The organism is Candidatus Bathyarchaeota archaeon (genome assembly GCA_030739585.1).
Classification (GTDB): Archaea; Thermoproteota; Bathyarchaeia; order TCS64; family TCS64.
Genome location: JASLYX010000003.1, coordinates 54427 through 80406, shown reverse-complemented (window position 1 = coordinate 80406; position 25980 = coordinate 54427). Strand labels below are relative to the sequence as shown.

The following is a 25980-nucleotide window of genomic DNA, read 5'->3' as shown; positions in this document are numbered from 1 at the left end:
TCAAGCCCCCTTTCTATTTTTTTCAGAGGGCACTAGATCTTTCTTTCTGACACATAAGGCTCCTGGATGATGAAATACGTTTGCGCATCAATATTGGTTTTTCTTCAATCTGGAAGTTTTGAAAATTTTCCGGTAGCTTGATTTTATTTCTCCTTTTATTGGCTATTGTTAGGAACAAATCCTAGTCAGCGAAAAGAAGCTTTTAACCCCACTAGTCCTATGCTTTTTGGACCACTAGCATGAAGGAAAAGGGGAGGAACATCATTGCCCTATTGGAGGAAGTATATCCTGAAACTTCAGGGACAACCCTCAACTGGCAGACACCTCTCGACCTCCTCGTGGCAACCATCCTCTCCGCCCAGAGCACTGACAAGCAGATCAACAAGATTACCGTCTCCCTCTTCGAGAAGTATAGGACCGCAGCTGACTACGCTTACGCGCCCCGAGAGCAACTCGAGAACGATATCAGGTCATCCGGATTCTTCAGGAGGAAAGCAGACGCCATACAGGAATCCTGTAGAGTCATTATAGAGGAGCATGGAGGTGAGGTTCCATCAACAATGGATGAGCTCACGAATCTGAAAGGCGCGGCAAGGAAAACTGCGAACATCGTACTAGGGAGCGCATTCGGCATCATAGAGGGAATTGCAGTAGACACCCATGTCTGGCGCCTCAGCCATAGGCTCAGGCTCAGCGACAAGAAGAACCGAAACAAGATCGAGAAGGATCTTATGGAGGTCTTCGACCGGGAGAAATGGCTCGCAGTGAATTACCTGCTAATTGAGCACGGCAGAAGGGTCTGCAATGCCAAGAAGCCAGATTGCGCAACATGCATCCTCTGTGAACTTTGCCCTTCGGCATTCACCTTCCGCCATAACACCGTGGAATAGTGTCCCTTTGAGTATAATCTCTTGTTCTCCTCGGTCTTTGAAACAGGCCGTACTTTCTATATGGTCATCTGTCTCGCATTATAGCCCCCTTTCTCACGCACTGGATTAACGGGTATCTCTTGAGCTAGAGTGTTCAGGGGATGGGTGTTCCGATAGACATGACTGGCTCATCTCAGCGCGCAGTTCCTGATCCCGTTTCCCTCTTCAAAGATGACCTTCCCGATGACGAGGGATCCAAGGGTCAAGAAGACAGAAGGATGGTTCCTTGGTTTCTTACCCCCTAAACAAAAATCAACATCTCTGATAACCCGGATAAAAGATTTGAATACCTCGAAAAATGTTTACTAAGCTAGCGGCTCATCTCGAGCATTCGTTGGATTGGTATTCGGGCTTTATCTGCGATCTCCTCGGGAACGTGGATGACAGGGGCCTCGTTCAACATAGAGGAGAATATGTTCTCTAGGGTGATCCTCTTCATGGAGGCGCACTCAGAATATTTCTTTGCAGGGAGAAAGGTTTTACCTGGGATCTCCCTCGTAAGGCGATCTACCATCCCGACCTCTGTACCGATTATAAATATCTTGGCCGAGGACTTTTGGCAGCGCCGATAAATTCCCCCTGTGGACAGGACGAAATCAGCCTTCTTTTGGAACTCCGGCTCGCACTCTGGGTGAGCCAAAAGCTCGGCGTCGGGATATTTCTTCTTAAGCTCCATGGCCTCGGAGCCATCTCCCAGGAAGCGGTGGACGCGGCAATGCCCGTAATCCGGTACAGGGATAAGCGTCTTTCCTGGAACTTTCTGGGAGACGTACCAGGCCAGATTTACGTCTGGCCCGAAAAGGACGGTATCCCCTTCTAATTGGGCCACGATCTCAGAGGCGTTTGCTGATGTGCATGTGACGTCGGCCTCGGCCTTCGCCTCAGCAAGGGTATTCACATAGAGCACCACGGGTGCCCCTGGGTATTTTTTCTTCATATTTTTAAGGATTTTAAGTGGGAGCATTGCGGCCATAGGACAAATCGCCTTGGTGCTAGGGATCACGACCTTCTTCTGCGGGTTGAGGATTGATGCAGTCTCTGCCATAAAGTCTACACCGGCGAAGACGATGAGGTCCCGGTCTTTTACGCCCTGGGCCTTCCGGCAGAGCTCTAGGCTGTCCCCCACGAAATCGGCAACCTCCTGTATTTCGATTGTCTGATAGTTGTGGGCGAGGAGGAGTGCGTTTTTCTCCTCTTTTAGCGCCACTATTTTGCTCTGGATCGTGTTGAGTTCCATTCTAAACCATCTCTATCTCTAATTTGACGTTTAGGCTCCTCACGGAGTGGGTGAGACTTCCCATTGAGATGATATCCACTCCTGAGCCGGCGTAGTTGGCTAAGCTCTCGCGGGTGATCTCTCCGGACGCCTCGAACAGCCTACCTTTGTGAAGTCCCTTCTTCTTCAGTACACCGAAGCATATACGGATTTCCCTCGGGCTCATGTTGTCGAACATGACTATGTCGGCCCCCGCTTCTGCCGCTTCCTCAGCTTCACCGGGGCTTCTTACCTCTACCTCGATCTTCTTTGTAAAGCTCACCCCCTTCCTGGCTCTCCTAACGGCATCAGTGATAGAAGGGACTAACTTCAAGTGGTTATCTTTGATGAGAACACAGTCATCGAGTCGCAACCGATGGGTATCTCCTCCCCCTAGTAAAACGGCTTTTTTGTCGAGTTCCCTCAGCCCTGGAAGGGTTTTCCGCGTGGCAGCAACCCTTACCGAGGGGTTCACCTCATTTGCGATTTTCTGGGCCTCCGCTACTGCGGTCGCTATCCCAGCCATTCGACCCATGATGTTGAGGGCGGTTCTCTCCCCCGACAATATAGCTCTAGCCGAACCCTCTACCTCCAAAAGGATTTTCTCCGGGTTAACGCTCTCTCCATCATAGGCGTGTGTAATGACGTCGCATCCGAGGAGCTCGAAAATCATTGCCGCCTCCTCGAGTCCTGCAGCAATACCAGCCTCCCTGATAAATAGCCGTGCCTTGGCCATCTGATCCGCTCCGATGAGGGAGGATGAGGTTATGTCTCCATGCCCAATATCCTCCATCAGGAAGTCCCTAATCTTTACTAGGTTAAGTCGAGCTTTTTTTTTCAATGTCTCGCCTCCTCGAATCTATCTAAGTTCGTAATTGGACATTTATCCTCGCTTTTATATCTTTAGGGGCGGGGAAACAGCTTATTCACCCACACACCTTCCCCCTCTTTCTTACTTTCTCTCTAAAAACACAATAACACAAAAACACGCGCATATATAAAAGAACAATACCTCCATAATCAAATCGGAACTAAATAACCCCAAATCAACCAAATTCTAATATCCAACACATGCACAGAGAACATGAGTCCCGGAAACAGGGCGAATTGTCTAGGTCTTTCCTTATAAATAGAGACAAATCTGAGCATGAAAGGATATTTTACTACTCTGACTCAGATGTAGAACAATAGACTTCGTTTGCATGATTTGAGCTCCCTCTAATCGCACAAATTCCAGCTTCACACTTATAATCTGTAGATGCCCCCTGTTACCCTTCTTAACCAAATTGAATACTTGGTTTTGTAAACTCCTTTTTAATCAAACGCGTAAACAAAGAGGTAAAGGTCCCTAGTCTTTCTTAGACTTGGGCACCGTGTGAGTGAATTTGCCATCCCTGTAAAAGGCATTAAAAATTTTACCGCAAATTGGACACTTATGCTGCTTCCCATCGAAAACCCCGAATTTAAATTCTTTACCAGTCGCTTGAGCAACTCCACTACATACTGGACAATTCAATACTGTTACCTGATACAAACTCACTGGGAGATTATATAACTTTTATCACCGGAAAAACGCTCAGAAATATTTAGCGTTCAAGGGCGTATCCTTGCCTTTTCATCCACGGCATCGCGATGACGAACGTTGTCGTCGTCATCTAAGTTGAGGCGCTGGAAAGAAAGTACCCCTTTTCCGACGCTTAATTTCGCGTCTCAGCTATAGAGCTGGGACTCGTCAATCCGGGTGTAAGCGATCAATTCCTCCTCGTCAAAGTAGATCGAGTACTCAATCTTGGCATTATTCACCGAGTCCGCCGCGTGAACTATGTTTCTCCCGATGTCTAGACCATAATCCCCACGGATAGATCCAGGATTGGCGTTGTGGGGATCAGTGGCTCCGACAAGCCTCCGGGTATGACTCACTGCATTCCGACCCTCCACTACCATCGCAACAGAGGGGCCGCTTGTGATGTATTTTATGAGCCCTTTGTAGAAAGGTTTGTCTTTATGGATTGCGTAGTGTTTCTCAGCCTGGTCCTTGGTCACCTGAAGGATCTTTATGGCGACAATTTTGAGTCCGACCCTCTCTATCCTGGTAATGATATCCCCAACGTGCGCTCTATGGACGCCGTCAGGCTTCACCATAACAAATTCCCGTTCGCCATTCTGCCCAGACTGGGTTCCATTATCCATTTTTTTCCCTATCTCCATCATATGCTGTGTCCTTCTACCTTCCTCTTTTGTGACTCTGTGCACTAGCCGTGGACGGAACGCGGGGCCAAACTAGTCCCCTCCCTTGAATGGATCAGAAAACTACTTAATCTTGATGGTGGGACAAACGGCTTGGACACCGGTCACCTAGTCATGAGGCTCTGGAAATAATCCACTATTCTAGCGTGGACAGGGATACCGGTGGCATCGATAAGGGCGGTATATCCTGGGAAGCAGTTCGCCTCCAAAAGGTATGGGCCAGTTTCTGTGGGAAGGATGTCGATGCCTGTGATCCTGAGGTCCACAGCCTCTGCGATATTTATTGAGATCTCATCATAGGTGGGATCATCAAAGGCCTCAGCCAAACCCCCTGTGCTCACATTGTATCTAAAGTCCTGGGGATTCGACCGCTTCTCTCGACCCACAACCTCGTCGTTCACCACCATGCACCGCACATCGTAGCCCAGATTCGGAATGAACTCCTGGAGATAGAAGACGCCCTGACCAAAAGATCTGTTGTACCACATGAGGTACTGAAGGAGATCGCTACGACTCCGGATCCTATCGAGCCTGACCACCCCAATTCCCCGGCCCCGACAGATGGGTTTAAGGACAACAGATTTACCCGCGTCGAGGAGTCCTGACGCGAATTCTTGGGCATTACCTATGTTCTCAGTCACAATGGTCGGGGGATGGGGGAGACCAAGGTCGCTTAACTGGAGGGTGAAGTGCCCCTTGGAGTAGATGAGCATGCTATCCACGGGGTTCACGATATTGCCTACCTGACTCTCAAACTCCCGAAGGATTAGTAGCCGGTGGATGAGCTCGAAGGTGGAGCCCCGATTGAACATGTTGCTGGGAACATAGACCATATCCGCATCAAGTTTTTGGAGCTCCGGCAGGGCAATGTCCCAAGGCGCTAAGAATCGGTGCCGGATGTTTCTACTTTTAAGCTCCTCAATGACCAGTTGGGTCTCCGTAACCATTGGGTTGTCGGTGAAGATTATTATTTCCAAGAGGTTTCCCAGCCAGACTCCGTTCCTTGCCTTAAAGAATTAGCTCCTAGAAGGACCATCGCACGCGGGGGAGACATTTTCAACTCGTAATCCGTAAACTAAAAAGAGGGGGTAAACCAGACCGGGAGGCCCTTCATATTTAACTCCCTTTTCACCTCTTTTACGTCCTGTTCAGATGTTTTTATAACATATATGGGCGATTATGTTCCGGTGTAATTCTAGTGGAAAACCCATACCTCAAGGTGGACAAGAAGATTGTCTCTGAGGTCTATACTTCCTCGGAGCCCATGGACAACCTCAAGGTTCTTTGTGATGTCTACGATAGCCGCTTCCCAGGTACTAAGGGGGATTTCGGTTCGGTCAAGTGGATGGTCAAGAAACTAAAGAGAAATGGTCTCAAGAACGCCCACTATGAGACCTACACAATCCCAGGGTGGAAGAGGGGACCCGCCCAGCTCCGGGTAACAGGTCCTATCAAGAAGAGGTTCGAGGTCATCAGCCTCCCCCACAGCCTCGGAGGAGAGATCGAGGGGAAGCTAGTCTACCTCGGGGACGGGGCCATAGCTGATTACGAAAGCAGGAAGGATGAGATCGACGGGAACATTGTGCTGGTGACAAGTAGGAACCCCATGGGGATACAACGATTCCTCCACAGGTCTGAAAAGTATATGAGGAGCGTCCTTGCGGGGGCCAAGGGCTGGATCTTTATGAACCACTACCAAGCCTACGGGCCCCCTACGGGGGGAGTTAGTCCCGTCATCCCTGCGGTTGGGATCAGCTATGAGGACGGTAGTTATCTCGTGAGGCTCACCGAGAGAAGTGATGAGGTCATCGTGAAACTCCGGACCACGGACACAAATTATGATGTTGATACCTTTAACGTGATCTGCGACGTGGAGCCAAAAGACCCGGTGGATGACGAGTACGTTGTGGTTGGGAGCCACTACGATGGCCACGATATCAGCCAAGGCGCCATGGATCCTGCCTCAGGGACCGTCACCGTGATGGAGATCGCTAGGGTCCTAAATAAAGTCAAGAAAAATCTGAATCGTCGTGTCCGGTGTATCTGCTTCGGTGCTGAGGAGATCGGTCTGTACGGCTCCTATAACTACGTTGCAAGGCACAGAAACGAGATGGACAAAGCTCGATTCATGCTCAACCTCGACTCAGGGGGGAGCCCCGGGAAGAAAGGGGTGATATTCCACAACTTCCCCGAGCTCGAAACCCTCCTCAGGCAATGGGCCGCCGAGATGAACGTTGAGATGCCCACGGATCAGAAAATAAGCCCCTACAGCGACCACTGGCCGTTCTTCCTAAGTAGCGTACCTTGCGGGAGTGGGGGAGACCCTGAGGCTAGGAGGACCCGAACAGGGAGGGGCTATGGCCACACGAAATATGACACCGTCGACAAAGTAGACCAGCAATTTCTCCGGCTCGCAGCTGCGAACTATTCACGGTTCGTTTTCAGGATTGCTAATGTCCAAGAGTGGCCAGCGAGGAGGAAGAATCCTGAGGAGATCCAGGAGTTTATAAAGAAACAAGGCTTCGACAAGACCGTAACGCTCGCGGAGAAGACCAAGAAATACATTAAAACCTGGAAAGAGATTCTCCCTGAGACCCAGGCTTGGCTCAACAGGAAATCTGACTGGTAGCACCCAACTTTTTTTTTATCCTTTTCTTGACTTCAGAGCCATCTCAGCAACCTCGAGGAGGTCTTCAGCCATTACCGTGCATCCAGCGTCCAGGAGACGCTGCCCCCACTCATCATCCCTTCTGTAGCCTATAAAATCCACCTCGGCAGCTCGGGCTGTCTCAAAGTCGGTGGTTGTATCTCCTACAAAGAGCACATTCTTAGGGTTAACGTTAAGGAGGGATATGGTTTCAAACAGATGGCGAGGGTCGGGTTTTGGATAGGACACGTCGTCTCTGGCCAGAATCCCCTGCAGATATTTGCGCATCCCCATCTTGGCGAGACATCTCTCGGCGTATACCCGATGGCTCCTGGTTGCTATTCCCATTAGGATACCGTTTTGACGGAGAATTTTGAGGGTTTGGAGAGCATTGGGCTTTGGCTCTACACGATCCACAGCTTCCAGCTCGGTCGCATTCATGGCCTCGGTCATCAGGTCGAGGACTGTTTGGACCCGCTTGTCTCTCACGCCGAGTTCAAATAGTGAGGCTCTACCGCCGCGGATGATACGATAGACTCCACCTTTGTCGCAAATGGCGCTCTGATTTATGCCCTCTCTTATCAGGATCACCCGCACGCACTCAATCATCTTCTGATAATCTATCTTGGAGTCCTGGAGGGTGCCGTCAAGGTCAAAAATCACGGCCTTGTATTGACCCATTATAAGAGATACAACTCTGTTGTTTATAATCGCTTTTCAGAGGACCGCTTTTTTTTCCTTTAGTCTGCTACACTGCTCCCCCAAAGGCCGCGTCCGCGGAGCTCGACATGATTGATAGGGAACATTATAATGAAGTTTCACATCTCCGTAACACTCTGAACCCTCAAGGACTATTTATTACCCCGCGTTCAGAATTGCAAAGACGGAGGCACTTGAAAGGATTCCCAAATTTCAGGAATACTTACCCCAAATGGATCCCTGCAAATCTGGTAAATGAGATTAACCAGTCAATAAATAGTACATTGAACATACTCTGGAAGATTCGTCAATGTCGGGTTTGAAGCAAGCAGCCTGGGACTGGATCGATCAGAACCGGGAGAGGCTTATCGAGGTCAGCGACGAGATCTGGGAGTACGCCGAGCTAGGATTCGTAGAGGTAAAGTCTGCAAAGCTCCTCGTCGACGAGTTAGAGCGCCAAGGTTTCAAGGTGGCGATGGAGGTGGCCGGGATACCCACTGCTTTTGTGGCGACTTGGGGCAGCGGGAGGCCGGTTATAGGAATCATGGGGGAGTATGACTCCATCCCCGGTGTTTCCAATAAGGCCGTCCCGGTTAAGGACCCTCTCATTGAAGGTGGACCGGGCCACGGCTGTAGTCACAACATCCACGGGGTCTCTGGGCTCGGAGGGGCTCTTGCGGTCAAGGTAGCAATGGATAAGGTGAAGGTCCCCGGGACAATCAAGTTTTTCGGCTGTCCCGCTGAGGAGATGCTCAGCGGCAAGGTTTGGATGGTGAGGGACGGCGTTTTCAACGGGGTCGATGCCTGCCTTAGCCACCATCCTAATAGTTTGAACACCGCCAGCCTTCAGAGCAGCAACGCGAATAACTCGGTAAAGTTCCATTTTTACGGGAAGACAGCCCACGCAGCGGGGAGTCCTGAGCAGGGACGCAGTGCCTTAGATGCAGTAGAATTGATGAACATCGGGGTGAACTATATGAGGGAGCACGTTATTGAGAAGGCCCGTCTCCACTATATCATCGAGGAGGGCGGATATCAGCCCAACGTGGTCCCAGACTACGCCAGGGTCTGGTATCTGATCAGGGCCCCAGAGAGGGACCAGGTGGACCACATATATAATTGGGTTCTTAGAATAGCCGAGGGAGCTGCCCTCATGACTGGAACCACCCATAAGGTGGAATTCAAAAAGGCCATTTACAACAAGATGCCCAACAAAACCCTGAGCAAGCTTGTGATTGCTAACATGCGTGAGATTGGGGCCCCTACATACAGTGATGAAGAACTTGCTTTTGCAGCTAAGATAGCGGAAGTGGTTCCCATGCAGGCGAAGATGGACAGCCTCAGGAAGAGGAAGATCCCTGAATGGAAGAGGTATGTAGACGTGAATCTTGTAACAGACATCCTCAACCCTTGGAACGAGGGGAATGTTTCAGCAGGTAGTACAGACGTCGCCGATGTATCATGGAACACCCCCACCATGGAGTTCAGTACCACAACGGTCGTTCTCGGCACCCCGGGCCACTCGTGGACAACTGTCGCCACCTCCGGGATGAGTATAGGACATAAGAGTCTACTCTTCGCAGCAAAGACTATGGCGGGAGCGGCTCTGGAACTAATGACCGACAGGGACCTCTTGAAGAAGGCACAAGATGAGTTGAAGGAGAGGCTCGCGGGGAGAAAATATACGTCACCCCTGCCTCCGAATGCCAAGCCTCCCTTGGATCAGTGGATCTGACGCGAGTTTGGGATCTTGAGTTCCCTGAATAAGGGAAAAAGGGGATTAAAGTTCGTAGGTGTCGCCAGGACTCAGGATTACGACCTGGACGTCTGAGGCCTTCTGAACGTGCTTTTTGAATTTCTTGGGATCAGTGTCCCAGATGTGCATAGGAATCACCTTCTTAGGGCGGATGGCGACGGCAGCCTCAGCAGCATCTTTGTTGTCCATGGTATAGGTCCCCCCGCTGGGGATGAGCAGTAGATCGATCTCCTCGAAACCCCTCATCTCTGGTATGAAGTCCGAGTCCCCCACATGGTAAACGGTCTTCCCGTTAGCCCTAATTATATAGCCCACGCCAAGTCCCTTGGGGTGGAAAGGTATCCCCGGAGATCGGAATCGTTTAACGTTGTACGCATGAACGGCCTTGATCTCCACGTCACAATAGATGACCTTCTCCCTGGGCTTCAGGCTCTTCACGGAGCTCCCGATCTTCTCAGCGCAGTCCGAGGGGGCCACCACTACTGTTTCCTTACCCTTCACCATGTTGACCTTAGAGGGCTCACAGTGGTCTATATGAGAGTGGGTCGCGAGGATCAGATCGGCTTCCTCTTCGTATTTCCCCTGGTAGGGATCTATATAGATCGTCTTATCACCCGTATTTATCTTCCAGCTTGCATGGCCCAGCCACTTCAACATCATAGACTATATCGAAGGACCTTAGTCCTGCCATGCTTATCTGTTTTCTCAAAATGAACTCCAAAAGGGAATAAAGTCGAGCCAATTTTTTCAGACCTTTCTTATATTATCTTTTTCAATGAGGCGAGAACCTCTCTTCCTCTAGACTCGCATGCTCGAGTAACTTTGAGATCCCCCTTATGATCCTTCCAAGACTGGTTACAGAATTGCGTGCGCGATAGTGGGGAAAAATATGGCGGCGGGAAACTTTGGATTATGTGTATGTGGACGCTGATCACGGAAATTCCTTTAGAATAGTGAGGTCAGTGGGATACAGGGGCTTGGTGGATCTGGAGAAATACGTGGATCTTGTGAGGGCGACAGGGCAGGGTGGTCTCATGTCCTTTGAGGGTCTCGTATTCTGGGGAGGAGGAGGCCTCCAAAGCAGAAAGTTGATCGAGTGGATACCCGGGCAGGAAGGGGGGCCTGGGACTGGGTGAGTCAGACCTCCACGCGTTCCTCAAAAAGGTTGGGCTAGCCTTCCTCCTCAACCAGGATTGCTTCCTCGTGGACACTGAGGTTCCCCTCAGCAGGTTCGGGCAAAGCCGTATCCACGAGTTAGACAAGCACCATATCATCGATGTCTGCGGTGTCGGGGAACGATTCGTAAGGCCCCAAGGCATCCCAGATGAGGGGGTGGACCCCCGGCGCCTAGAGGTCAGACAGAACGTATTACGGGGGATCGAGGTGAAGGTCTCTCGAGGGGACTTCAGGAACGGGTTCTTTTGTACGGGGTGCAACTACAACTATCTCCTCACCCCAATGCGCCTCGTCAGCCCTGGGAACCTCCCTCCGGGGGTGGGGCTTATTGAGTACAATAGGTATAAGTTTTCAGCGGAGCTACAGGAGGAGAGATCCTTGGGGTTGAAGGGACTCAGGGTCGTGAGGAAGGCCACCTATAGGAGCATCACCCGTTATCAGGTGGACAACGCCACCAGCTTTATGATCCGGAGGATGATTGAGAACAGGCCCGAGGAGATCCTTTTGAAGCTCATGGAGGGGCACCGGGAGAATGGGTACCGGAAATCCTCGGGCCCCTGAAATGGAGGATTAGCGGCTCTCAGACAACAGATTTAACCGTGCGGTGCATATTGGGTAGCGAGGATTTACTTTTGGAGCTCATGAAGACCCATATCTACGCCTATCACGAGATGCACGGTAACATCGTGGACTTTGGGGGATGGGCTATGCCCGTCTGGTACAAGGGGATCATCGCGGAGCATAACGCTGTACGCAACAGCGTTGGCATGTTTGACACCAGTCACATGGGGAGGTCGATGGCTAGAGGGCCAGATGTGGAGAGGTTCGTAAACCGGGTCGTGACCAATGACGTATCCAAGCTAAAGCCCTCCCAGGGCCTATATGCCTTGATGCTAAGGCCCAATGCTGGGATCGTAGACGACCTTATCACCTATAAAAGGGAGGGCAACGCTTTCTTCATTGTCTATAACGCAGCGAACCGAGAGAAGGACTTTAACTGGCTCAAGCAGAACACTTCGGAGTTAGATGTTAAGCTTACAGATGTCTCTGACGAGATTGCTATGATTGCCCTCCAGGGGCCAAAAGCGGTGGAGACTCTTCAGAAGGTCACAGAGGAGGACGTCTCTCAAGTGGCTCGATTTAGTATCGCGAAACTTACTATCTCTGGACTGGAGTGTATGGCGGCTCGAACGGGCTATACGGGGGAGGACGGATTCGAGATTTTTATTCTTGACTGCCCGGTGAGCTCGCCTGATAAAGCGTTGAAGGTATGGAACGATCTCGTGGAGGCTGGTGCAGTTCCATGTGGTCTTGGGGCCCGGGACAGTCTCAGGATGGAGGCCGGGCTCAACCTATATGGGAGCGATATCGGGGAGACCACGAACCCGTTGGAGGCTCGGCTCAGGTGGGCGGTGAAGTTTAAAAAGAAGGGGGGTTTCATCGGTATCGAGGCTCTCCAGGCAGCCCGAGCGGATGGCATCAAACGGATCCAAGTGGGAATCCAGATGGTGGGCAGGGGGTTGCCCCGGCAGCACTATGATATCCTCGAAAGTGACGGTGAGAGGGTGATCGGGGAGGTGACGAGTGGGGGTTTTGCCCCTACTCTAGGTTATGGTATAGCCATCGGGTATGTGCCCGTCGAATATCGTAAAGTGGGGACTCCTGTGATGATCCGTGTCCGGAAGAAGCTTGTGGAGGGAAAGATTGTTAAGTCTCACCCTTTTTATGATGATTCTATATATGGATGGAAAAGGGATAAACAATGAGCGAGGAGTTTGATATACCTGAGAACCTCCTATATACGGAGGAACATGAGTGGGCTAGACTAGAGGCCGACGACACCGTGGTCATAGGAGTCACAGATTATGCCTCGAAGCAGCTTCATGAGATCGTTTACGTGGAACTTCCTGAAGCGGGGGGAGACGCAGAGTTGATGGAAGTCATTGGCGCGCTTGAATCAGTAAAGGCCGTCTCTGATCTGAACAATCCCGTGGGGGGCACCATCATCGAGGTGAATGATGAGCTCCTAGACAGCCCTGAGCTGATCAACGAGTCTCCTTATGGGGAGGGGTGGATCGCGAAGCTAAAGCCCTCGGATTGGGAGGGAGACAAGGTCCACCTCATGGACTCCACTTCGTACATTAGGCACGTGGCTGAGTCTTCCCATTAGGCTTTCTTGCGGGGGTTCCCGAGTGGCCAAAGGGGTCAGGTTCAGGTCCTGATGGACTAGTCCTCCGTGGGTTCGAGTCCCACCTCCCGCACCACGGTTGAATCTCTCGCATTATTATCAGCATGCCAGCAAAGGGAAAAACATAACCCTAACTCCCAACGCGTATTTTATGTCTATTGCACTGAGTCTGAGTATTAGGGAGGAATATATATGATAGAAGTTACCACTGAACTCGTTTATTCCCATCTAGGAGAACCCCGCGTTAAACAGATGTTTGATCTCCTAGAGACTGACTCTGAGGTCCAGGGCTGCCTCCAAATGTCCAACATGATGACTGTCAACCGCCTGAGATATAACGACCATGGAGCCGTTCACTCAAGGATAACTGCTGGCAGTTCACTGGAGATCTTCGATCTCTTAGACAAGAAAATGGAGCGCAACACGGAGCAGAACGGAATCTCCAAGGAAGACGCGCGTCTCATTGTTCTTTGTGGGGCTTACCTCCATGATATCGGGAACTCAATCCACAGAGCTGATCACCATATACACGGGTGTAATATCGCCCGCCCCATCCTGGACAGGCTCCTTACTAAAGTGGTCCCAGACGACGGGGAGCTCGCCCTCAGAATAAGGCACGAGGCTCTCCACTCCATTTTCGCCCACCACACCGAGGTCCAGTGCTTAAGTTTGGAGGCTGGCGCTATCACCGTTGGGGATGGAACTGACATGGCAGAGGGAAGGGCACGGGTGCCATACAACGCTGGAAAGGTAGATATTCACTCGCTTTCCGCGCTATCAATAAAGAGCGTCGAGATCGAGTCTGGGGATCCGGAGCCCGTCCACATTCTAGTACACATGAAAAACCCGTCGGGGGTCTTCCAGATAGAGGAGGTACTAGGTCGTAAGATACGGACATCTGGCATCTCTCAGTATCTTAACGTTGTCGCTCTGATGGAAGGAGAGGAAATAAAGACCCTCTGAAAACAGACCCTATATCCCACCACGAATCAGTGTGCCTTTTTCAGACCGATTTTTGATGGTCTCTCCAGTCTAGGAGAGACACTAGAACTCCCCGCGACCTCTGAGAACGCTTACGAGCCGGGGAAAGCTCAGTTGTTCCGTGTTCTCAGAGTCTAATCTCCCCACTCTGAACGCGAGCTGGATTGCGGGACCGAGACTCAGCGCTATAATTATAGTCCCCAAGCCCACAGGACCTTTCAGCAAGAAGCCTAGCGTGACCAGCGTTAGCTCCATCATCCCACGGATTCTTGATATAGAGCAGCCTAGCTTTTCTGTGAGACCCATCATTAAGCCATCCCGGGGGCCTGCGCCGAGCCCCACCCGAAGATAGAAGAGGGACCCAGCGGCGAAGAGTCCTATCGCAAGGATCAGAAGCTCCAGTTTCAAAAACGCTTTGGTTGGTAATGGGACCACGTCCCACACAATAATGAGGTCGATGAAGACTCCGATAAAGTATGTGTTGGTGACGGTGCTGAATCCAGGGGGATACCCCAACATCCACCCAAATACCAGGACAACTAGACTTAGAACTTGGGCCACCCGCCCTAAGGTGAACGGCGTATAACCCATCACGCCTACACAGAGGACGTCCCACGGTCTCACCCCAAGCCCCGCGTTTAGATTGGCCACTACCCCTAAGGAGAAGAGGAACTGACCTAGGAGGAGGGAGGGCATTCTCCCCAGGAACTTCAGCCAGTTCTCCACGAGTTTGGAGACCACAGGCGGACATTTCACATTCAACACATTTAACCCTTCGTTGGTGCCCTTTATTCTCCCAAAACCAATACTCCCATTAGATGCAGAAATACAATCGGTTGGAATACAAACCTTTTTCCACGATTTTTCCCTAACTTTCAAAATAACCTCTACGAGGAATGAAAATGATAACGGTGGACACTAAAGGGATTGAGTGGGAGGACCCGCCTAGGGGCTACTACCTCACCGACGTGAAGTAGAAGGTGATCTGGAGAGACAATGAGACAGGGGCCATGATGGCACTGCTAAAGTTCCCAATGGGAGTGGCAGACAGGATTCACAGCCATCCCGATGCCAACCAACTCTTCTACTGCATCAAGGGGGAGGTTAAGTCACCTCAAGGGGTCAAAACTACCATGGACGGGGTATCTACATACACCCTTAAGGGGGAAAAACATGGAGCCTCGAACTGTTCAAAAGAGACTATCCTCCTATTTTACTGGGACGGCCCTCAGACCATCCAAATTTAGTATACTGCTCCCGTTCAAGCGCGTAAACAATTTATAGGTTTTTTCGTGCACGGTATCACCCTGAGTAAGCTTGGGGAAGATTAAGCTGAGTGCTTCAAATTCATAAAGATCCTTATTGAGTGTGTCATTCCAGAGGTAAATAGCCGCGCGCGTTGGTGGATCATACCCACCTAGTTAGGGTTCTGAGCAGCCATGGCTAGGGACCCCATTCTCTAGGGGGAACTTCTCTCTCTCAGGCTTGAGTCATTTATGTGGCTTTGGAAGGAGCCCTTTAATCTCCGCCTTCTTCAGCTCCTCCACCAGGGCACATAGGTCGTCGATGTGGAGCTCCATGGCCTCCCGGCCCTTCTCCTCGGAAGCGGTGGTGGCTCTGATGGTGACCCCGGCGTTCCCTATCACCCCGGTGGGGCTCAGATCAGGGGTGTCCCATGCGAATCTCCCCGGGTAGATGAAGTTGAATCCCTCGACCTTGAGGCCTCCCAGCTCCTCGTTCTGCTTCGTGTCCACTGCCTTGGACATATCCACGAGGTGGCCGTGGAAGTAGAGGTTGGCGCTGGTCTCCCCCTCCCCCGCATGGCCATCCATCGGCGGAAAGGCGGAGGCGACAGCCGCGAAAACCCCGTGCTCCCTCCGGAGCTCCCCGGCGACCTCCATAAGGCTCGGAGTGTTCCCCCCGTGACCGTTGATCACCAAAAGCTTCCTGATACCGTGGCTTGCAACGGACAGGGCGATTGCCCTTATGTAGTCCCTAAAGACAGCGGGAGGCACCCAGAGGGACCCCGGGAACTGCCTGTGGTGGACGGAGACCCCCACCGGGATCAAAGGGAGCACGGGGACTCCGGTCCTCTCCCCCACCTCTAAGGACATCCTCGAAGCTATGAGGTGGTCTGTCCCCAGGGGGTTGTGGGGGCCGTGCTGCTCCGTGCTCCCCACCGGGAGGATCGCAACATCGTTCTCCTCGAAGATCTTTCCCGCCTCGGGCCACGACTTCTCGGCAAGCTGAACCATTCAAACACCATCCCTAGTTCTCATCGACCGTGTTTTTAACATGAACGCAGGGCCGCTAACTTTTTTATCTCCATAAAACAAAGAATAATACGTGATTCTATGACCACGATTTCACCCCTGAGAGACTTCCCCACAGAGACGCGAGAAGCATTGAAAGACTTTTACTGAGAATATGAATACGGGTCCTCACACCGGAGAATGTTCTTCCCCGTTGCGCGCACATCAGGGTTCTTTGTCAACTCTGGTTCTTCTCACGTACGCGGATGTAATGATTTTTAACGAGTGTTTCATTGAAGCCCTCAGTCTTCTTAAGGCTAAACTTCAAACTGTTCTCAATTTTACCGAATAACGGAATGCCCTCCCCAAGCAGAATCGGAACCCTCGTAATGATCATTTCGTCTATAAGGTCCTCTTCGAGAAAGCTCTGAATAACGCGCCCTCCATCAATGTAGAGATTCTGAAGCCCTCGTTTCTTCAGCTTGTCAAGAAGATTCCTCAAATCACCCTTAACGATTTCAGCTTTACCAACAATGTCATCGGGTACACTTTCAAGAGTATGACTAAGAACAAATACAGGCTTATCATATGGCCAGAAACCAAAGGTCAAGACTTTTTCAAATGTATTTCTTCCCATCACGATAGCATCGATACCACTATTGAACTCAGCGTACCTGTAATCGGTTTGATCTGGATTAGGAATCTCATTAAGCCAGTCGAGACCCCCGTCTTTTGTGGCGATGAAACCATCCAGACTTGCAGCAATATAGACGTAATTAACCAAAGAAACTTCACAATGTACATTGCCGAAAGTCAAGAAAAGAATATGGGCCGCGCGCGCTGCCCCCTTAGACGCGAATGACCCGACGCTCCACCTATGAGATACCTTATACGATTTGACGACAAACTTCTCGTTAAGGTTGTAATAACATGGTCACGATATCAGCGGAAAGGTTGAGTCGGATCTCCTTGGCGTCATTCAAGGCGGCAGGGTGTTCAGACGCAAAAGCAGAGAGGATCAGCGAGCTCCCGCTCCTCACCGACGAGCAGAAATCCCTCGTACTCGGGGAAAACGCCCTCAAGTTCCTCGCGTGATTAACCCGCGCGTAGACAGCCGGTCTAACGGCCTCTACGATTATTCCGTTTCATCGATTTCCGTGCGCGACTCAGCCGGACCTCCTACCCTTGAAAGGACGGATGGCTTGGAGCGTTCGTCGACCAGCAGCTGAAAGATGTCTGGGCGAGAATAGTGGCCAACAACATCGAAGTCGAAGCGGCTACGTACCACCTGGGCCAGATCCAGATCGGCATACAGGATGCCCTCACTGTCGTAAAGGGGCCCCGCCAGCTCCTCGCCAAGAGGAGCGATGATGACACTTCCTCCCCGGCATACCGTCTCAGGGTACTCCTTGAGGTCCTGAATCCCCTCTAGGTCCTCGGGGTACATGCTGCTGGGGCTCGTATCCCTCTCCGTCATGAGCATCGGGATCTTCGTCGGCCTCATAGTGAACCTAGCCCTGCTACCCCTCAGGATCTTCATCTGATTCCTGAGGCTTTTCTTCGGCATCTTCTAGGCCAACAGCCCAACGAGCCATGGCGACCCACGCCAGACTACCCAACTCTTAGCCTGAAGTCCAGGAGCCTTGAGGCGTCCCCGTCGAAGTAAAAGTCCCCGCACGCGGCGCATCTCCCCTTGGCCGGAGCTAGGTCACCGATCCCATTCAGGGAACATCGATTATTATATCCGACGTGACCCTGTGCTCAGGGTTCCCAAGAAAATACTCCGCAGGCAGATTCCCGGCATAGTCGAAAACCCGGATGTCCTTGAAATGGATCATCCCGGTGGGGGTGTCGAAGCTGTGGGCGAGGAGGTACATTATCTCCGTGTTCTCGGGATGGATCGTGACGAAATTGTTCTCGAAGAACCCCGTGCTCCCCATGGCGTTGATGACCGCGACAGTGCCGGGTTCACTCATGAAGTTGCTGTTCTCGACGTTGAACACCGCGTTCTCACACACCAACGGATTCCGCCCGTTCTCCATGTAGCTGTCGCTCAGATGCGCGAAACTCCTCAGCAGGTACCCCGTGGAGAGGGGAGCGTTGTTGGTGCACCGGGAGATGTAGACCGTGCCCTCGAAGACTCTCATCCCCCACCCATCGTTGGCCACCGTGTTGGCCCAGAAACCTATCCTGTACTTCTCCCCCCCGATGGGCAGCACCGCGAAATCCGTATCCGTGAAGAACATATCCGTCCCGGAGCCGATCCTCACCGCGACGTCGTTCCCGTAAATATCCGAATCGGAGACCCTCAACACATCGCTCATGTAAACGAAGAGGCCAAAGTCCGTCCTTTCGTACTCGCCGCCCCACTCATCGTAGCGATAATTCCAGCCTATCTGGAGATGGTCGAGCTCCACAAGACTCTGATAGGACGTCGTGTTGACGATGAGCGCCACCCGAGCCTCGGAACCCGAGAGAGTGAAACCACTCAGCCTGGTCCCCTGGTTGTTCCCCTGAAGCTGCAGAATATACAGGGCAGGCTCCCCCGAGTACAGTAGGATGGTGGAGTACTCGTCGTCCCCCTCCAGGTAGAAATGCCACCCCTCCCGGATCACCAGCCCCCTCGATAGACGGTAGACCCCCTTCCGGAGAACGATCTTCCCACCCCCCCTCGCCAACTCAAACACCCTCTGGATGATATAACTCGCATCCGGGGAGGTCTCCCCCTCCCGACGAAGCTCGCCCTGATAAAACCCGTATCCCCCGCCGCCCTGATAAATCGTGTAATGCCCCCCGGTGAAGAGGTCAGGTTTAGGGTCAGGGGTTGGACTTGGACTTGGACTTGGACTTGGACTTGGACTTGGACTTGGACTTGGACTTGGACTTGGACTTGGACTTGGACTTGGTGAAGGTGAGGATGAAGGGGTTGGTTTAGGTTGTAAAGATTCATCTATATCTAGGCTTGAGGATTGGCGTAAAACCGATCTGCCAGCTAGGAACAAACAGCTCAACAACAAGCCCATTCCAAGGAACATCTTCAGCCATCTGCCCAAGGGTACCGGCGTCCAAGTCAACGGGATCCTTTCAGAGTTTGACTTTACCATATTTTACTTTTTATGAAAATCCGACGCTAAAAAGCGGGAGACAAGCCAACCCGAGACCGCTCAAACCCTGACGACGACCCTGTGTTTCAGGGCCTATAGTAAGAAGGACAACCCAAGTCCTTACGGGGGGCCTCCAAGGAGACCCTGATTGCCATGGAGAAAGCGGGAGCTAAGAAAAGTAGATAGATAACATCTCCTCTAAGTTGAGTTTAGTGGATGATGGCAAGAGAGAGCTCCTCCTGGATCCCATGCAGTATCAAAGAGAAAAGGTTGTCATGGAGATTATTTTGACCTTAGACAAGTGCTCAAGGGCGTACCACGGTGGGTCTGCACCCTCGCGCACCACTAGAAACGGTTTTCCCGTCAGGTGTTTTTATTTGTTACAGTTTCATTGGATCTCTTGAGCGATTTAAATGGGACGCCGGTTGAGAGAACTGTTGGCTTTGAGCGCTCGTCTACCTGCAGCTGAAAGATATCGGGTCGAGAATAATGACCAACAGCATCGAAATCGAAACGACCCCGTACCACTTGAGCAAGATCCAGGTCGGCGTATAGAATGCCCTCCCGATCGTAGAGGGGACCCTCTAACACGTCACCCAAAGGGGAGATGATGACACTTCCTCCCCGGCATACCGTCTCAGGGTACTCCTTGAGGTCCTGAATCCCCTCTAGGTCCTCGGGGTACATGCTCTTGGTTACATACTGGTTGCAACCTAGGACAAAGCAACGCCCCTCCAAGGCGATATGTCGGAGGGTGCTGTTCCACCGTTCCCGGGCGTCGGCTGTAGGGGCAAGATAGATCTCCACGCCCTTGCTGTACATGAAGGTCCTGGCCAGGGGCATATAGTTCTCCCAGCAGATCAATCCTCCAAGGGTCCCGATCTCCGTATCTATCGTGGTTAATGTGCTGCCATCTCCGACTCCCCAGATCAGCCGCTCTGCGGCTGTGGGCATGATTTTCCGATGCTTGCCCAACAGCCGGCCATCAGGCCCGAAGTAGAGAAGCGTGCAGTAAAGAGTGCCGCGACTGTACTGACTGTCCCGCTCAATTACCCCAATAGCTAGGTAGGCACCGGCTTTCCTCGCCGCCTCCCCCAATATATCGGTGGTGGGTCCAGGCACGTCCACCGAGTTTGTCCAGTATCTCTCCCAGGTCAGACGTCCCTCAGGTTTCCGGCCGCCCACAACAGTGCCGAAGCTTAATCCTCTAGGATATGCCGGAATGAATGCCTCAGGAAAGAGGATTAGTTTGGATCCGTTTAGCGCGGCTTCAGAGATCAAATGGAGGGCCTTTTCACTCGTTGCCTCACGATCAAAGAGGATGGGGGAGGCCTGTACTACGGCTGCTTTCACTACTGGGAATGCATCGCCCATGGTTCATATAGTCACTTTTCATTATTTTAGTTTCTCGAAAAAAGATCTGAACGTGGGGGTCGAGAAATCATTTAAGAGCAAGGTCTAACCGTTTATCTTTTCGAGGGCAGCCGCAACTATTAATGGGAAGACGATTGTAACGTCCCCGAATATAGTGGAGGTCTTCCCTTCCTTGAGCTTTCCCCAGCTTATCGCCTCCTTCAAGGGCGCTCCGCTTAGGCTCCCATCTTCAACCCGAGCCGAGCTTATCTGCACTGCAGCGTCTAGCCCTTCCCTTAGGGTATTCATATATTGCGTATGGTGCTTCGGGGTCCCACCGCCTAGGATGATGGCCCCCGACTTTCTAGCGTCGTAGACCATCTCCCCAAGGAGATCAAAGTCCTTGATGGGGTTGATAACTAGCTTTTTTCTTTTGGAGTACATCCAGAGGGGGATCCCGATCATTGAGTCCAAAAATCCAGGGCTGAAGATGGGCACTCCCTTCCGGGTCGCCGCCCTGAGAATTGAGCCATCATCCTCGATACTGAGCCCAATCTCCCTTATCAGCCCGTGGATAGGTATCCCGACCCTCCCCTCCTCTGGGATATTGTCGAGGACTCCGCCGATATACTCCTCTAGGGCGGCCCAGGTATCGCTCTTGATGAAAATATCATAGGCCCTGTTGATTCCCTTTTCTAGGAGTACTTGGTCGTCGACGTTTAACTCACCCACTAGGTGTCTCCGTCCTATTGCCTCTACAATATCGTGAACTAGGTTAGCCCCATTGGAGACCACGGCGTCTACATAGCCCTCCATGATGAGGTCCCTGAATATGAGGCGCATCCCGCTTGGTACCAACGGCCCCGAGAGGGTAATAAACGTCAAATAATCCGGATCAGAGAACATCTCCGCGACAATTTCGACTGCCCTGCCGACTCTACCTGCGCCAATAACCCCGGCCCGGCGCATTTCCTCAGCTAGCTCGCCGACGGTCATCCCGGATTTTAGACGCATCTGCTCGATGCGCTTCATTTAAAAAACCCTTTACTAACCCTTAACCCGCTGGACCTTGTACCGGCCCATAATCTTCCAGTACTCGACTTCCTTTCCTGCCGCGAGCTTATTCACGATCTCCTCATCTTTGGGTGTGGCTACCTCGAAGACCTCATATGTCTCTAAGTCCATGAGCTGGAGGCCGTCGGGAGTCATTGAGACAATTTGGGCAGCATTCTTTTCGACGATGGGGATATTGATGCTTGTGTCGACAGGGTTTACAAAGCTCCTTTTGCTACCATCGAAGAGGCTCACAGCGGAGCATCTGTACTTTGCACTTCCGTGTTTTCCTGACTTGCTCTTCTGAATTGACATGATCCGGCTTGGCTCACCGTCTACTATAGCGTAGGAGCCTACTTTGAGGTCTCCGACTTTTGCGATCTTATATGACACGACACATGACCTCTGGATTTTTGAAGCTACTTCCGGGCGAATTGCTATAAAGGTTACGCCCACTCAAAAAATATAGTTTAAACAAAATTGAAATATACCCTCGGTTATTAAGCCCTACCGCCCCTTGTCTATCTCCAATTTCATCCTTACATTCGGTGAAACAGCAGATGCACAACCTGCGGAATCTGGCAAACAGTCAGCCTATACGTAGGGGAGATATGACCCACGCGCCCATCACTCAGGGAGCCGACTAACCTGTCCTTTTGATGATGTGGTAGCCAAACTGGGTTTTCACGGCTGCTGAGATCTCCCCTACGTTGAGAGCAAAGGCCGTCTTCTCAAACTCCCTTACCATCTGACCTCTACCAAACTTCCCTAGGTCTCCACCTCGTTTTCCCGAAGGACAGGTAGAGTGTTCTCTTGCGAGTCCCTTGAACTCTTTGCCTGCGCCAAGCTCCTCCAAGATCTTGAGTGCCTGGGACTGCTTCTCCACCAGAATATGGGACGCCTTGATCTTCAATGCCATGGTGTTCGGTATTATCTCCCCACTGATAAGGATTGAGACCAGCCTCAAAGGCTGAAGAATTCGTGGGAGATCTGCTTCCCAGATGGAGACTCGGAACTCCTTCACCTCAGGGATTTTCCCGATCTCCTCAGAGTTCCACGCGATGCTATCCCCCAAAGATAACTTCAAGAGCCAACAGGTCGTAATCCGTCAAGGTCCTCATCTCCACTATGATGTTCGGGATCTTGATCAACGTCCCTAGCACCCTCCGGGACTTCCCATCCCCGTTAGGATAGTAAGGATCTATATCAATGTTAAAAGCCTCCACTCTCTAGTATTCTAGCTTGGTGGGAATGGATACAGTTGTGGAGTTCTGGATCATTCCTTATCTTTTTATCCTCCGGAACCTCCTGATCATTGTATCAGGGGAAACCCTGAGGGCCCTCGCGATATCCCCAAAACTATTAGGAGTATCATTCTCAAGAACCCGCAAGATACTCACATCTTAGTTATCCAAATTGCCCCTAGTCCATGAATCCCTAGTACTTCCCTTCAGTAGACCCCTATACAATATACCTTAATCTGAGGAGGACCTTAAAACGTCCGGCCACATTGGTTTTCCAGACATAAATTACGATCATAGGAGGAAACCCGGTGTCTCTACTCCCAATAGCCTATCGACACTAAACTTAATATGAACGTCTATCAGAGTCGAGACCGGACTTGGTACTGGTAAAAGAAAGACGGTAAGGTTAACGCAAACGCCCTTCCATATTAAACCATAGCTCCCTAAGCTGACTTCAACAAAAAGGTGATAATTGAGGTTATGAACACGTTCAACTTACTCGAATACGAGTATCTCATAGCAGCCTTTAACAAGACCGTCAAGGTCTCTAGCCTTCCTGAGACCGAGTTTCTAGGGGGCATCCAAAATGTGCTCGGCCGCCTAAAACACGAATAAAGACCTCTGCCCTTCTACGTCTAAGCGTCATAGTTTAACTCATAGACTAAAACGTATCTGAATTCAGAGGCAAAGACCAGCTTGTAACCGGGATCTGGTAACATGTTCATTAGCCTATTAAGGGTCGACTCATCATACTTTGCCGTGGTCTCACCGTTTGTTATATTGACATAATCGAGGATGTTCAGTTCCCCTATTCGGACCATCCAAGACCACTTGGCGTTGTCCCCAAAGGGCCACTGGTTCCCCGGGTTGTTGGGGTTGAATGTGTTGAATACCACGATATGGGTGGCGTCGTAGGCCTCGAGCATGGGAAGAGACTCCGTCTGATTGAGCATCATTATTCTGCCGATGTATCCAATCTGGGAACGATTGGTTGTGGCGCCGTCGGCGAGGGTCGTCTGCTTGCCGATAGCCTCGATCCAGTACCCGTAGTCCCACCAAGAGACCACGACAGCGTTGTCCTCTAGGTTGTCCCTCATCCAGTTGAGGGTCTGAAGCCAGTCCTGAGGGTACCTATCACCAAAGAGGGCGGGCACGCTAGAGGACGCCATGGAGGTAGGTCTTATAGAGATTTCAGATGTGCCCCAGATGGTCGGCATGATTGCAAGGAGCATAAATAGAGCAAAGATGATGGAGAGTTCCCTGTTAAGCCCCTTCCATATAACCTTTCTCCGCCGTCTCCCCTTAACCGCTTTCCTCTTAGAAAGGGCCACGAAGGGCTTAAGGAGCTCCGTGAGTCCGAACGCGGCCATCAGGCCCACTGGGATGGATAGGAGAAGAGAGAGCCGGATCATAGAACCCGCGAAATAGGCGGCTGTGATGAAAAATATCGAGCCGAATAGGCGTCTATCATCAAGTTCATTTATAGAGAAATATGTCCCTAAGATAGCCAGGGGAAAGGCGATCCCGAAGGTCCCGAAGAAGCTGGACCACACAGATCTTTTGTGCTCCGCTACTGACTGAGACAGAGGATTTCCGGCAGATTGCATGGGGTTAATGACTCTCCAGAATTTACCCGTTATAGGGTTAGCTACCCCCAGTGCCTCAAGCATGAAAACGCCCAGGATCAGAGCTATCACCAGACCGCTGATCAACCGCATGGTCTGCCGTTCTTCCAGTCTTTGGCGAGTATACTCGTATATTATGATCAGAACGCCCAGTAGGATGGCTGCAACATTCTCGGTGCTCTGGATATATTTTACTCCCAGTCGTGGTATGAAAAGTGTGATAGTTAACCCGATTCCCAGAGTTAGGGCATAAGAGATGATATGTTTTTTCTCGAATCTTCCTGTTATTAGAACTGCAAGGCTGAATAAGATCAGTAGACCCACAATATACCTCGTGGCACCCCACGAGGCGAAGGTGTATCCTAGGGTAATTCCCGCTACTATCCCGTATATGAGCCTCTCATTGAACGAACGCTCTGAGTCTAGGGACCGGAGATAAAACAACGTAATGGCGACCATCCCGAAAATGCCTATATTCTCGGTGTCGTAGAATCCAAGGAAGGTGCGCCCGACGAACGCCTCACTGATGGCCATAAAGAACGCGGCCATAAGCCCAGTGGAGCTATTACCAAAGTCTCTTCCTATAAAATAGGCGAAAATACATGTGATAGACCCCATGAGCACCGGGAAATAGAGGGAGACCTGATAGACCGTGAGGTCGAGACTCATGGCTCGGGCGACGAAGTAGACGAAGGCACCAGTGAATGGTACGCCGGGATAAGAGGATCTTGCGATATTCCTCCCCCAAGGGTACCAGCTCATGGTATCATGCCACGAAAACCATGAAGCATAGCCGTTCTCCACTATGTATTCCGTGACCCTGAGCTGGAAGAGGGGATCAAAGGCGTCCATATAAGCGCCCCATTGAACGCGTATAACCCTGAATAAAATGGCGATGACGACGACCAGACCAAGGACGGCCAGCTCTATTGCGGTTTTCCGTGTGATCCGGGGCATCAGAGAGACCCCATTATCCCGGTCAGTAAACCGAATTTGCCACGGTCGGTAGTTTTTCTCATTTTTCCCCGCTTCCAATATGTGAGGTGGAATGCTTTATTTAAATTCCTATGAGCGCGCCATTTACAGAACCACGGAATATTCAACTAGTTGTCTAACTCACGCTTTACCCCTAAGAAACATTGTAATTCCAGTCTTCGCATCCTATATGCTCTGGCGTGTAATGGATCTATTTCTAGTCTACCCTATAGAGCCAGGGTTAAGGATCAGAGAGTCACCGGCTCAAGGGCATATGGTTTATAGATGTGGCCTAGGGGCTAGAAGTGGATATTTCAGGAAACGCTCACATGAGAGGCGGTTCTCCAACGATGACTTGGTGACCATAGTTCGCAAAAATGCATCTGAAGCCTTTGTCCTGGAGGGCGTCGACACACTCATTGTGATGGGGTCGTAGCCCACGGTATTTCCGCGCGCAGGAGGACTGCAAAGTTCAGGACTAGCCATAATAAATAGC

30 protein-coding genes and 1 tRNA gene are annotated in these 25980 nt (G+C 51.2%); 14 read left to right on the top strand and 17 right to left on the bottom strand.

The features are described 5' to 3' along the window. Positions 1–239: 239 nt before the first annotated feature. On the top strand, positions 240–890 hold the full coding sequence (gene nth, locus QGG23_03970) for an endonuclease III (protein ID MDP6048584.1): 651 nt from the start codon (positions 240–242) through the stop codon (positions 888–890). Between the two features lie 349 nt (positions 891–1239). On the opposite strand, the gene nadA is transcribed toward nth, so the two are convergent. The 4 genes from nadA to QGG23_03950 all read right to left on the bottom strand — a co-directional run bounded on the left by nadA (position 1240) and on the right by QGG23_03950 (position 5408). Then, the gene (gene nadA, locus QGG23_03965) at positions 1240–2166 is read right to left on the bottom strand and encodes a quinolinate synthase NadA (protein ID MDP6048583.1); all 927 of its coding nucleotides are present in this window, start codon (positions 2164–2166) and stop codon (positions 1240–1242) included. 1 nt (position 2167) lies between these two features. Beyond that, positions 2168–3025: a carboxylating nicotinate-nucleotide diphosphorylase gene (gene nadC, locus QGG23_03960; protein ID MDP6048582.1), complete on the bottom strand. Its 858-nt coding sequence runs from the start codon at positions 3023–3025 to the stop codon at positions 2168–2170. 869 nt (positions 3026–3894) lie between these two features. After that, positions 3895–4374: a nucleoside-diphosphate kinase gene (ndk, locus tag QGG23_03955; protein MDP6048581.1), complete on the bottom strand. Its 480-nt coding sequence runs from the start codon at positions 4372–4374 to the stop codon at positions 3895–3897. A 161-nt stretch (positions 4375–4535) separates the two neighbouring features. After that, positions 4536–5408, bottom strand: a complete 873-nt coding sequence (locus tag QGG23_03950) for a hypothetical protein (GenBank protein MDP6048580.1) — start codon at positions 5406–5408, stop codon at positions 4536–4538. A 221-nt stretch (positions 5409–5629) separates the two neighbouring features. On the opposite strand from QGG23_03950, the gene QGG23_03945 reads away from it, so the two are divergent. Then, complete coding sequence (locus tag QGG23_03945; GenBank protein MDP6048579.1) at positions 5630–7060, top strand: M28 family peptidase; 1431 nt, start codon at positions 5630–5632, stop codon at positions 7058–7060. 15 nt (positions 7061–7075) lie between these two features. Here QGG23_03945 and QGG23_03940 read toward each other — a convergent pair whose 3' ends face one another. Continuing rightward, positions 7076–7759: an HAD family hydrolase gene (locus QGG23_03940; GenBank protein ID MDP6048578.1), complete on the bottom strand. Its 684-nt coding sequence runs from the start codon at positions 7757–7759 to the stop codon at positions 7076–7078. A 328-nt stretch (positions 7760–8087) separates the two neighbouring features. Between QGG23_03940 and QGG23_03935 the strand changes: the two genes are divergently transcribed. After that, the gene (locus QGG23_03935) at positions 8088–9512 is read left to right on the top strand and encodes an amidohydrolase (GenBank protein MDP6048577.1); all 1425 of its coding nucleotides are present in this window, start codon (positions 8088–8090) and stop codon (positions 9510–9512) included. A gap of 45 nt (positions 9513–9557) precedes the next feature. Here QGG23_03935 and QGG23_03930 read toward each other — a convergent pair whose 3' ends face one another. After that, complete coding sequence (locus QGG23_03930) at positions 9558–10193, bottom strand: MBL fold metallo-hydrolase (protein ID MDP6048576.1); 636 nt, start codon at positions 10191–10193, stop codon at positions 9558–9560. Between the two features lie 245 nt (positions 10194–10438). On the opposite strand from QGG23_03930, the gene QGG23_03925 reads away from it, so the two are divergent. The 6 genes from QGG23_03925 (at position 10439) to QGG23_03900 (ending at position 13860) form a co-directional block, all read left to right on the top strand. Further along, positions 10439–10669, top strand: coding sequence for a hypothetical protein (locus QGG23_03925; GenBank protein ID MDP6048575.1), 231 nt, complete (start codon positions 10439–10441; stop codon positions 10667–10669). A 67-nt stretch (positions 10670–10736) separates the two neighbouring features. Further along, positions 10737–11270, top strand: coding sequence for a hypothetical protein (locus QGG23_03920; GenBank protein ID MDP6048574.1), 534 nt, complete (start codon positions 10737–10739; stop codon positions 11268–11270). A gap of 80 nt (positions 11271–11350) precedes the next feature. Next, a complete protein-coding gene (gene gcvT / locus QGG23_03915; GenBank protein MDP6048573.1) occupies positions 11351–12475 on the top strand; it encodes a glycine cleavage system aminomethyltransferase GcvT in 1125 nt (374 codons plus the stop codon). Continuing rightward, positions 12472–12879, top strand: coding sequence for a glycine cleavage system protein GcvH (gene gcvH, locus QGG23_03910; protein ID MDP6048572.1), 408 nt, complete (start codon positions 12472–12474; stop codon positions 12877–12879). The genes gcvT and gcvH overlap by 4 nt, the downstream gene beginning before the upstream one ends. Before the next feature lie 8 nt (positions 12880–12887). Beyond that, positions 12888–12973 (top strand) — tRNA-Leu (locus QGG23_03905). 116 nt (positions 12974–13089) lie between these two features. After that, complete coding sequence (locus QGG23_03900) at positions 13090–13860, top strand: HD domain-containing protein (protein ID MDP6048571.1); 771 nt, start codon at positions 13090–13092, stop codon at positions 13858–13860. Between the two features lie 81 nt (positions 13861–13941). Here the strand turns inward: QGG23_03900 and QGG23_03895 are convergent, their stop codons facing one another. Then, complete coding sequence (locus QGG23_03895) at positions 13942–14643, bottom strand: membrane protein (protein ID MDP6048570.1); 702 nt, start codon at positions 14641–14643, stop codon at positions 13942–13944. A 215-nt stretch (positions 14644–14858) separates the two neighbouring features. On the opposite strand from QGG23_03895, the gene QGG23_03890 reads away from it, so the two are divergent. After that, positions 14859–15125 carry a hypothetical protein gene (locus QGG23_03890; protein ID MDP6048569.1) on the top strand — a complete coding sequence of 89 codons (267 nt, stop codon included), beginning with the start codon at positions 14859–14861 and terminating at the stop codon, positions 15123–15125. Positions 15126–15368: 243 nt separating this feature from the next. Here the strand turns inward: QGG23_03890 and QGG23_03885 are convergent, their stop codons facing one another. Next, positions 15369–16133: a creatininase family protein gene (locus QGG23_03885; protein ID MDP6048568.1), complete on the bottom strand. Its 765-nt coding sequence runs from the start codon at positions 16131–16133 to the stop codon at positions 15369–15371. A gap of 235 nt (positions 16134–16368) precedes the next feature. Then, the gene (locus QGG23_03880; protein ID MDP6048567.1) at positions 16369–16914 is read right to left on the bottom strand and encodes a dihydrofolate reductase family protein; all 546 of its coding nucleotides are present in this window, start codon (positions 16912–16914) and stop codon (positions 16369–16371) included. 146 nt (positions 16915–17060) lie between these two features. Between QGG23_03880 and QGG23_03875 the strand changes: the two genes are divergently transcribed. Continuing rightward, the gene (locus tag QGG23_03875; protein MDP6048566.1) at positions 17061–17225 is read left to right on the top strand and encodes a hypothetical protein; all 165 of its coding nucleotides are present in this window, start codon (positions 17061–17063) and stop codon (positions 17223–17225) included. Positions 17226–17265: 40 nt separating this feature from the next. On the opposite strand, the gene QGG23_03870 is transcribed toward QGG23_03875, so the two are convergent. From QGG23_03870 to QGG23_03840, 7 genes are all read right to left on the bottom strand, one after another. Beyond that, the gene (locus QGG23_03870; GenBank protein ID MDP6048565.1) at positions 17266–17697 is read right to left on the bottom strand and encodes a nitrilase-related carbon-nitrogen hydrolase; all 432 of its coding nucleotides are present in this window, start codon (positions 17695–17697) and stop codon (positions 17266–17268) included. Between the two features lie 154 nt (positions 17698–17851). Further along, the gene (locus QGG23_03865) at positions 17852–19234 is read right to left on the bottom strand and encodes a hypothetical protein (GenBank protein MDP6048564.1); all 1383 of its coding nucleotides are present in this window, start codon (positions 19232–19234) and stop codon (positions 17852–17854) included. A gap of 363 nt (positions 19235–19597) precedes the next feature. Further along, positions 19598–20608 (bottom strand): carbon-nitrogen hydrolase family protein, encoded by a 1011-nt coding sequence (locus QGG23_03860; protein ID MDP6048563.1) that lies wholly within the window; start codon positions 20606–20608, stop codon positions 19598–19600. A gap of 84 nt (positions 20609–20692) precedes the next feature. Further along, the gene (locus QGG23_03855; protein ID MDP6048562.1) at positions 20693–21619 is read right to left on the bottom strand and encodes a deoxyhypusine synthase; all 927 of its coding nucleotides are present in this window, start codon (positions 21617–21619) and stop codon (positions 20693–20695) included. 15 nt (positions 21620–21634) lie between these two features. Continuing rightward, positions 21635–22033 carry a translation initiation factor IF-5A gene (locus QGG23_03850; protein ID MDP6048561.1) on the bottom strand — a complete coding sequence of 133 codons (399 nt, stop codon included), beginning with the start codon at positions 22031–22033 and terminating at the stop codon, positions 21635–21637. Between the two features lie 250 nt (positions 22034–22283). Further along, positions 22284–22715 (bottom strand): peptidylprolyl isomerase, encoded by a 432-nt coding sequence (locus tag QGG23_03845; protein ID MDP6048560.1) that lies wholly within the window; start codon positions 22713–22715, stop codon positions 22284–22286. After that, the gene (locus QGG23_03840) at positions 22705–22866 is read right to left on the bottom strand and encodes a hypothetical protein (protein ID MDP6048559.1); all 162 of its coding nucleotides are present in this window, start codon (positions 22864–22866) and stop codon (positions 22705–22707) included. The genes QGG23_03845 and QGG23_03840 overlap by 11 nt, the downstream gene beginning before the upstream one ends. A gap of 16 nt (positions 22867–22882) precedes the next feature. On the opposite strand from QGG23_03840, the gene QGG23_03835 reads away from it, so the two are divergent. Together QGG23_03835 and QGG23_03830 are read left to right on the top strand one after the other, a co-directional pair. Next, positions 22883–23047, top strand: a complete 165-nt coding sequence (locus QGG23_03835) for a hypothetical protein (GenBank protein ID MDP6048558.1) — start codon at positions 22883–22885, stop codon at positions 23045–23047. Between the two features lie 302 nt (positions 23048–23349). Beyond that, the gene (locus QGG23_03830) at positions 23350–23499 is read left to right on the top strand and encodes a hypothetical protein (GenBank protein ID MDP6048557.1); all 150 of its coding nucleotides are present in this window, start codon (positions 23350–23352) and stop codon (positions 23497–23499) included. A gap of 20 nt (positions 23500–23519) precedes the next feature. Here the strand turns inward: QGG23_03830 and QGG23_03825 are convergent, their stop codons facing one another. Further along, positions 23520–25466 carry an STT3 domain-containing protein gene (locus QGG23_03825; protein MDP6048556.1) on the bottom strand — a complete coding sequence of 649 codons (1947 nt, stop codon included), beginning with the start codon at positions 25464–25466 and terminating at the stop codon, positions 23520–23522. Between the two features lie 208 nt (positions 25467–25674). Here QGG23_03825 and QGG23_03820 point away from each other — a divergent pair, with 208 nt between their 5' ends. Beyond that, a complete protein-coding gene (locus QGG23_03820) occupies positions 25675–25920 on the top strand; it encodes a hypothetical protein (protein ID MDP6048555.1) in 246 nt (81 codons plus the stop codon). Positions 25921–25980: the final 60 nt, after the last annotated feature.

Excerpts from the sequence above, each read along its gene's own strand:
- nth (MDP6048584.1), top strand. The coding sequence starts at position 240 with ATGAAGGAAAAGGGGAGGAACATCATTGCCCTATTGGAGGAAGTATAT.
- QGG23_03860 (MDP6048563.1), bottom strand. The coding sequence starts at position 20,608 with ATGGGCGATGCATTCCCAGTAGTGAAAGCAGCCGTAGTACAGGCCTCC.
- ndk (MDP6048581.1), bottom strand. The coding sequence starts at position 4,374 with ATGGATAATGGAACCCAGTCTGGGCAGAATGGCGAACGGGAATTTGTT.
- QGG23_03875 (MDP6048566.1), top strand. The coding sequence starts at position 17,061 with ATGGTCACGATATCAGCGGAAAGGTTGAGTCGGATCTCCTTGGCGTCA.
- QGG23_03935 (MDP6048577.1), top strand. The coding sequence starts at position 8,088 with ATGTCGGGTTTGAAGCAAGCAGCCTGGGACTGGATCGATCAGAACCGG.
- QGG23_03930 (MDP6048576.1), bottom strand. The coding sequence starts at position 10,193 with ATGATGTTGAAGTGGCTGGGCCATGCAAGCTGGAAGATAAATACGGGT.
- QGG23_03870 (MDP6048565.1), bottom strand. The coding sequence starts at position 17,697 with ATGCCGAAGAAAAGCCTCAGGAATCAGATGAAGATCCTGAGGGGTAGC.
- gcvT (MDP6048573.1), top strand. The coding sequence starts at position 11,351 with ATGAAGACCCATATCTACGCCTATCACGAGATGCACGGTAACATCGTG.
- gcvH (MDP6048572.1), top strand. The coding sequence starts at position 12,472 with ATGAGCGAGGAGTTTGATATACCTGAGAACCTCCTATATACGGAGGAA.
- QGG23_03865 (MDP6048564.1), bottom strand. The coding sequence starts at position 19,234 with ATGGTAAAGTCAAACTCTGAAAGGATCCCGTTGACTTGGACGCCGGTA.
- QGG23_03820 (MDP6048555.1), top strand. The coding sequence starts at position 25,675 with ATGCTCTGGCGTGTAATGGATCTATTTCTAGTCTACCCTATAGAGCCA.
- QGG23_03940 (MDP6048578.1), bottom strand. The coding sequence starts at position 7,759 with ATGGGTCAATACAAGGCCGTGATTTTTGACCTTGACGGCACCCTCCAG.
- QGG23_03825 (MDP6048556.1), bottom strand. The coding sequence starts at position 25,466 with ATGCCCCGGATCACACGGAAAACCGCAATAGAGCTGGCCGTCCTTGGT.
- QGG23_03855 (MDP6048562.1), bottom strand. The coding sequence starts at position 21,619 with ATGAAGCGCATCGAGCAGATGCGTCTAAAATCCGGGATGACCGTCGGC.
- QGG23_03900 (MDP6048571.1), top strand. The coding sequence starts at position 13,090 with ATGATAGAAGTTACCACTGAACTCGTTTATTCCCATCTAGGAGAACCC.
- nadA (MDP6048583.1), bottom strand. The coding sequence starts at position 2,166 with ATGGAACTCAACACGATCCAGAGCAAAATAGTGGCGCTAAAAGAGGAG.
- QGG23_03885 (MDP6048568.1), bottom strand. The coding sequence starts at position 16,133 with ATGGTTCAGCTTGCCGAGAAGTCGTGGCCCGAGGCGGGAAAGATCTTC.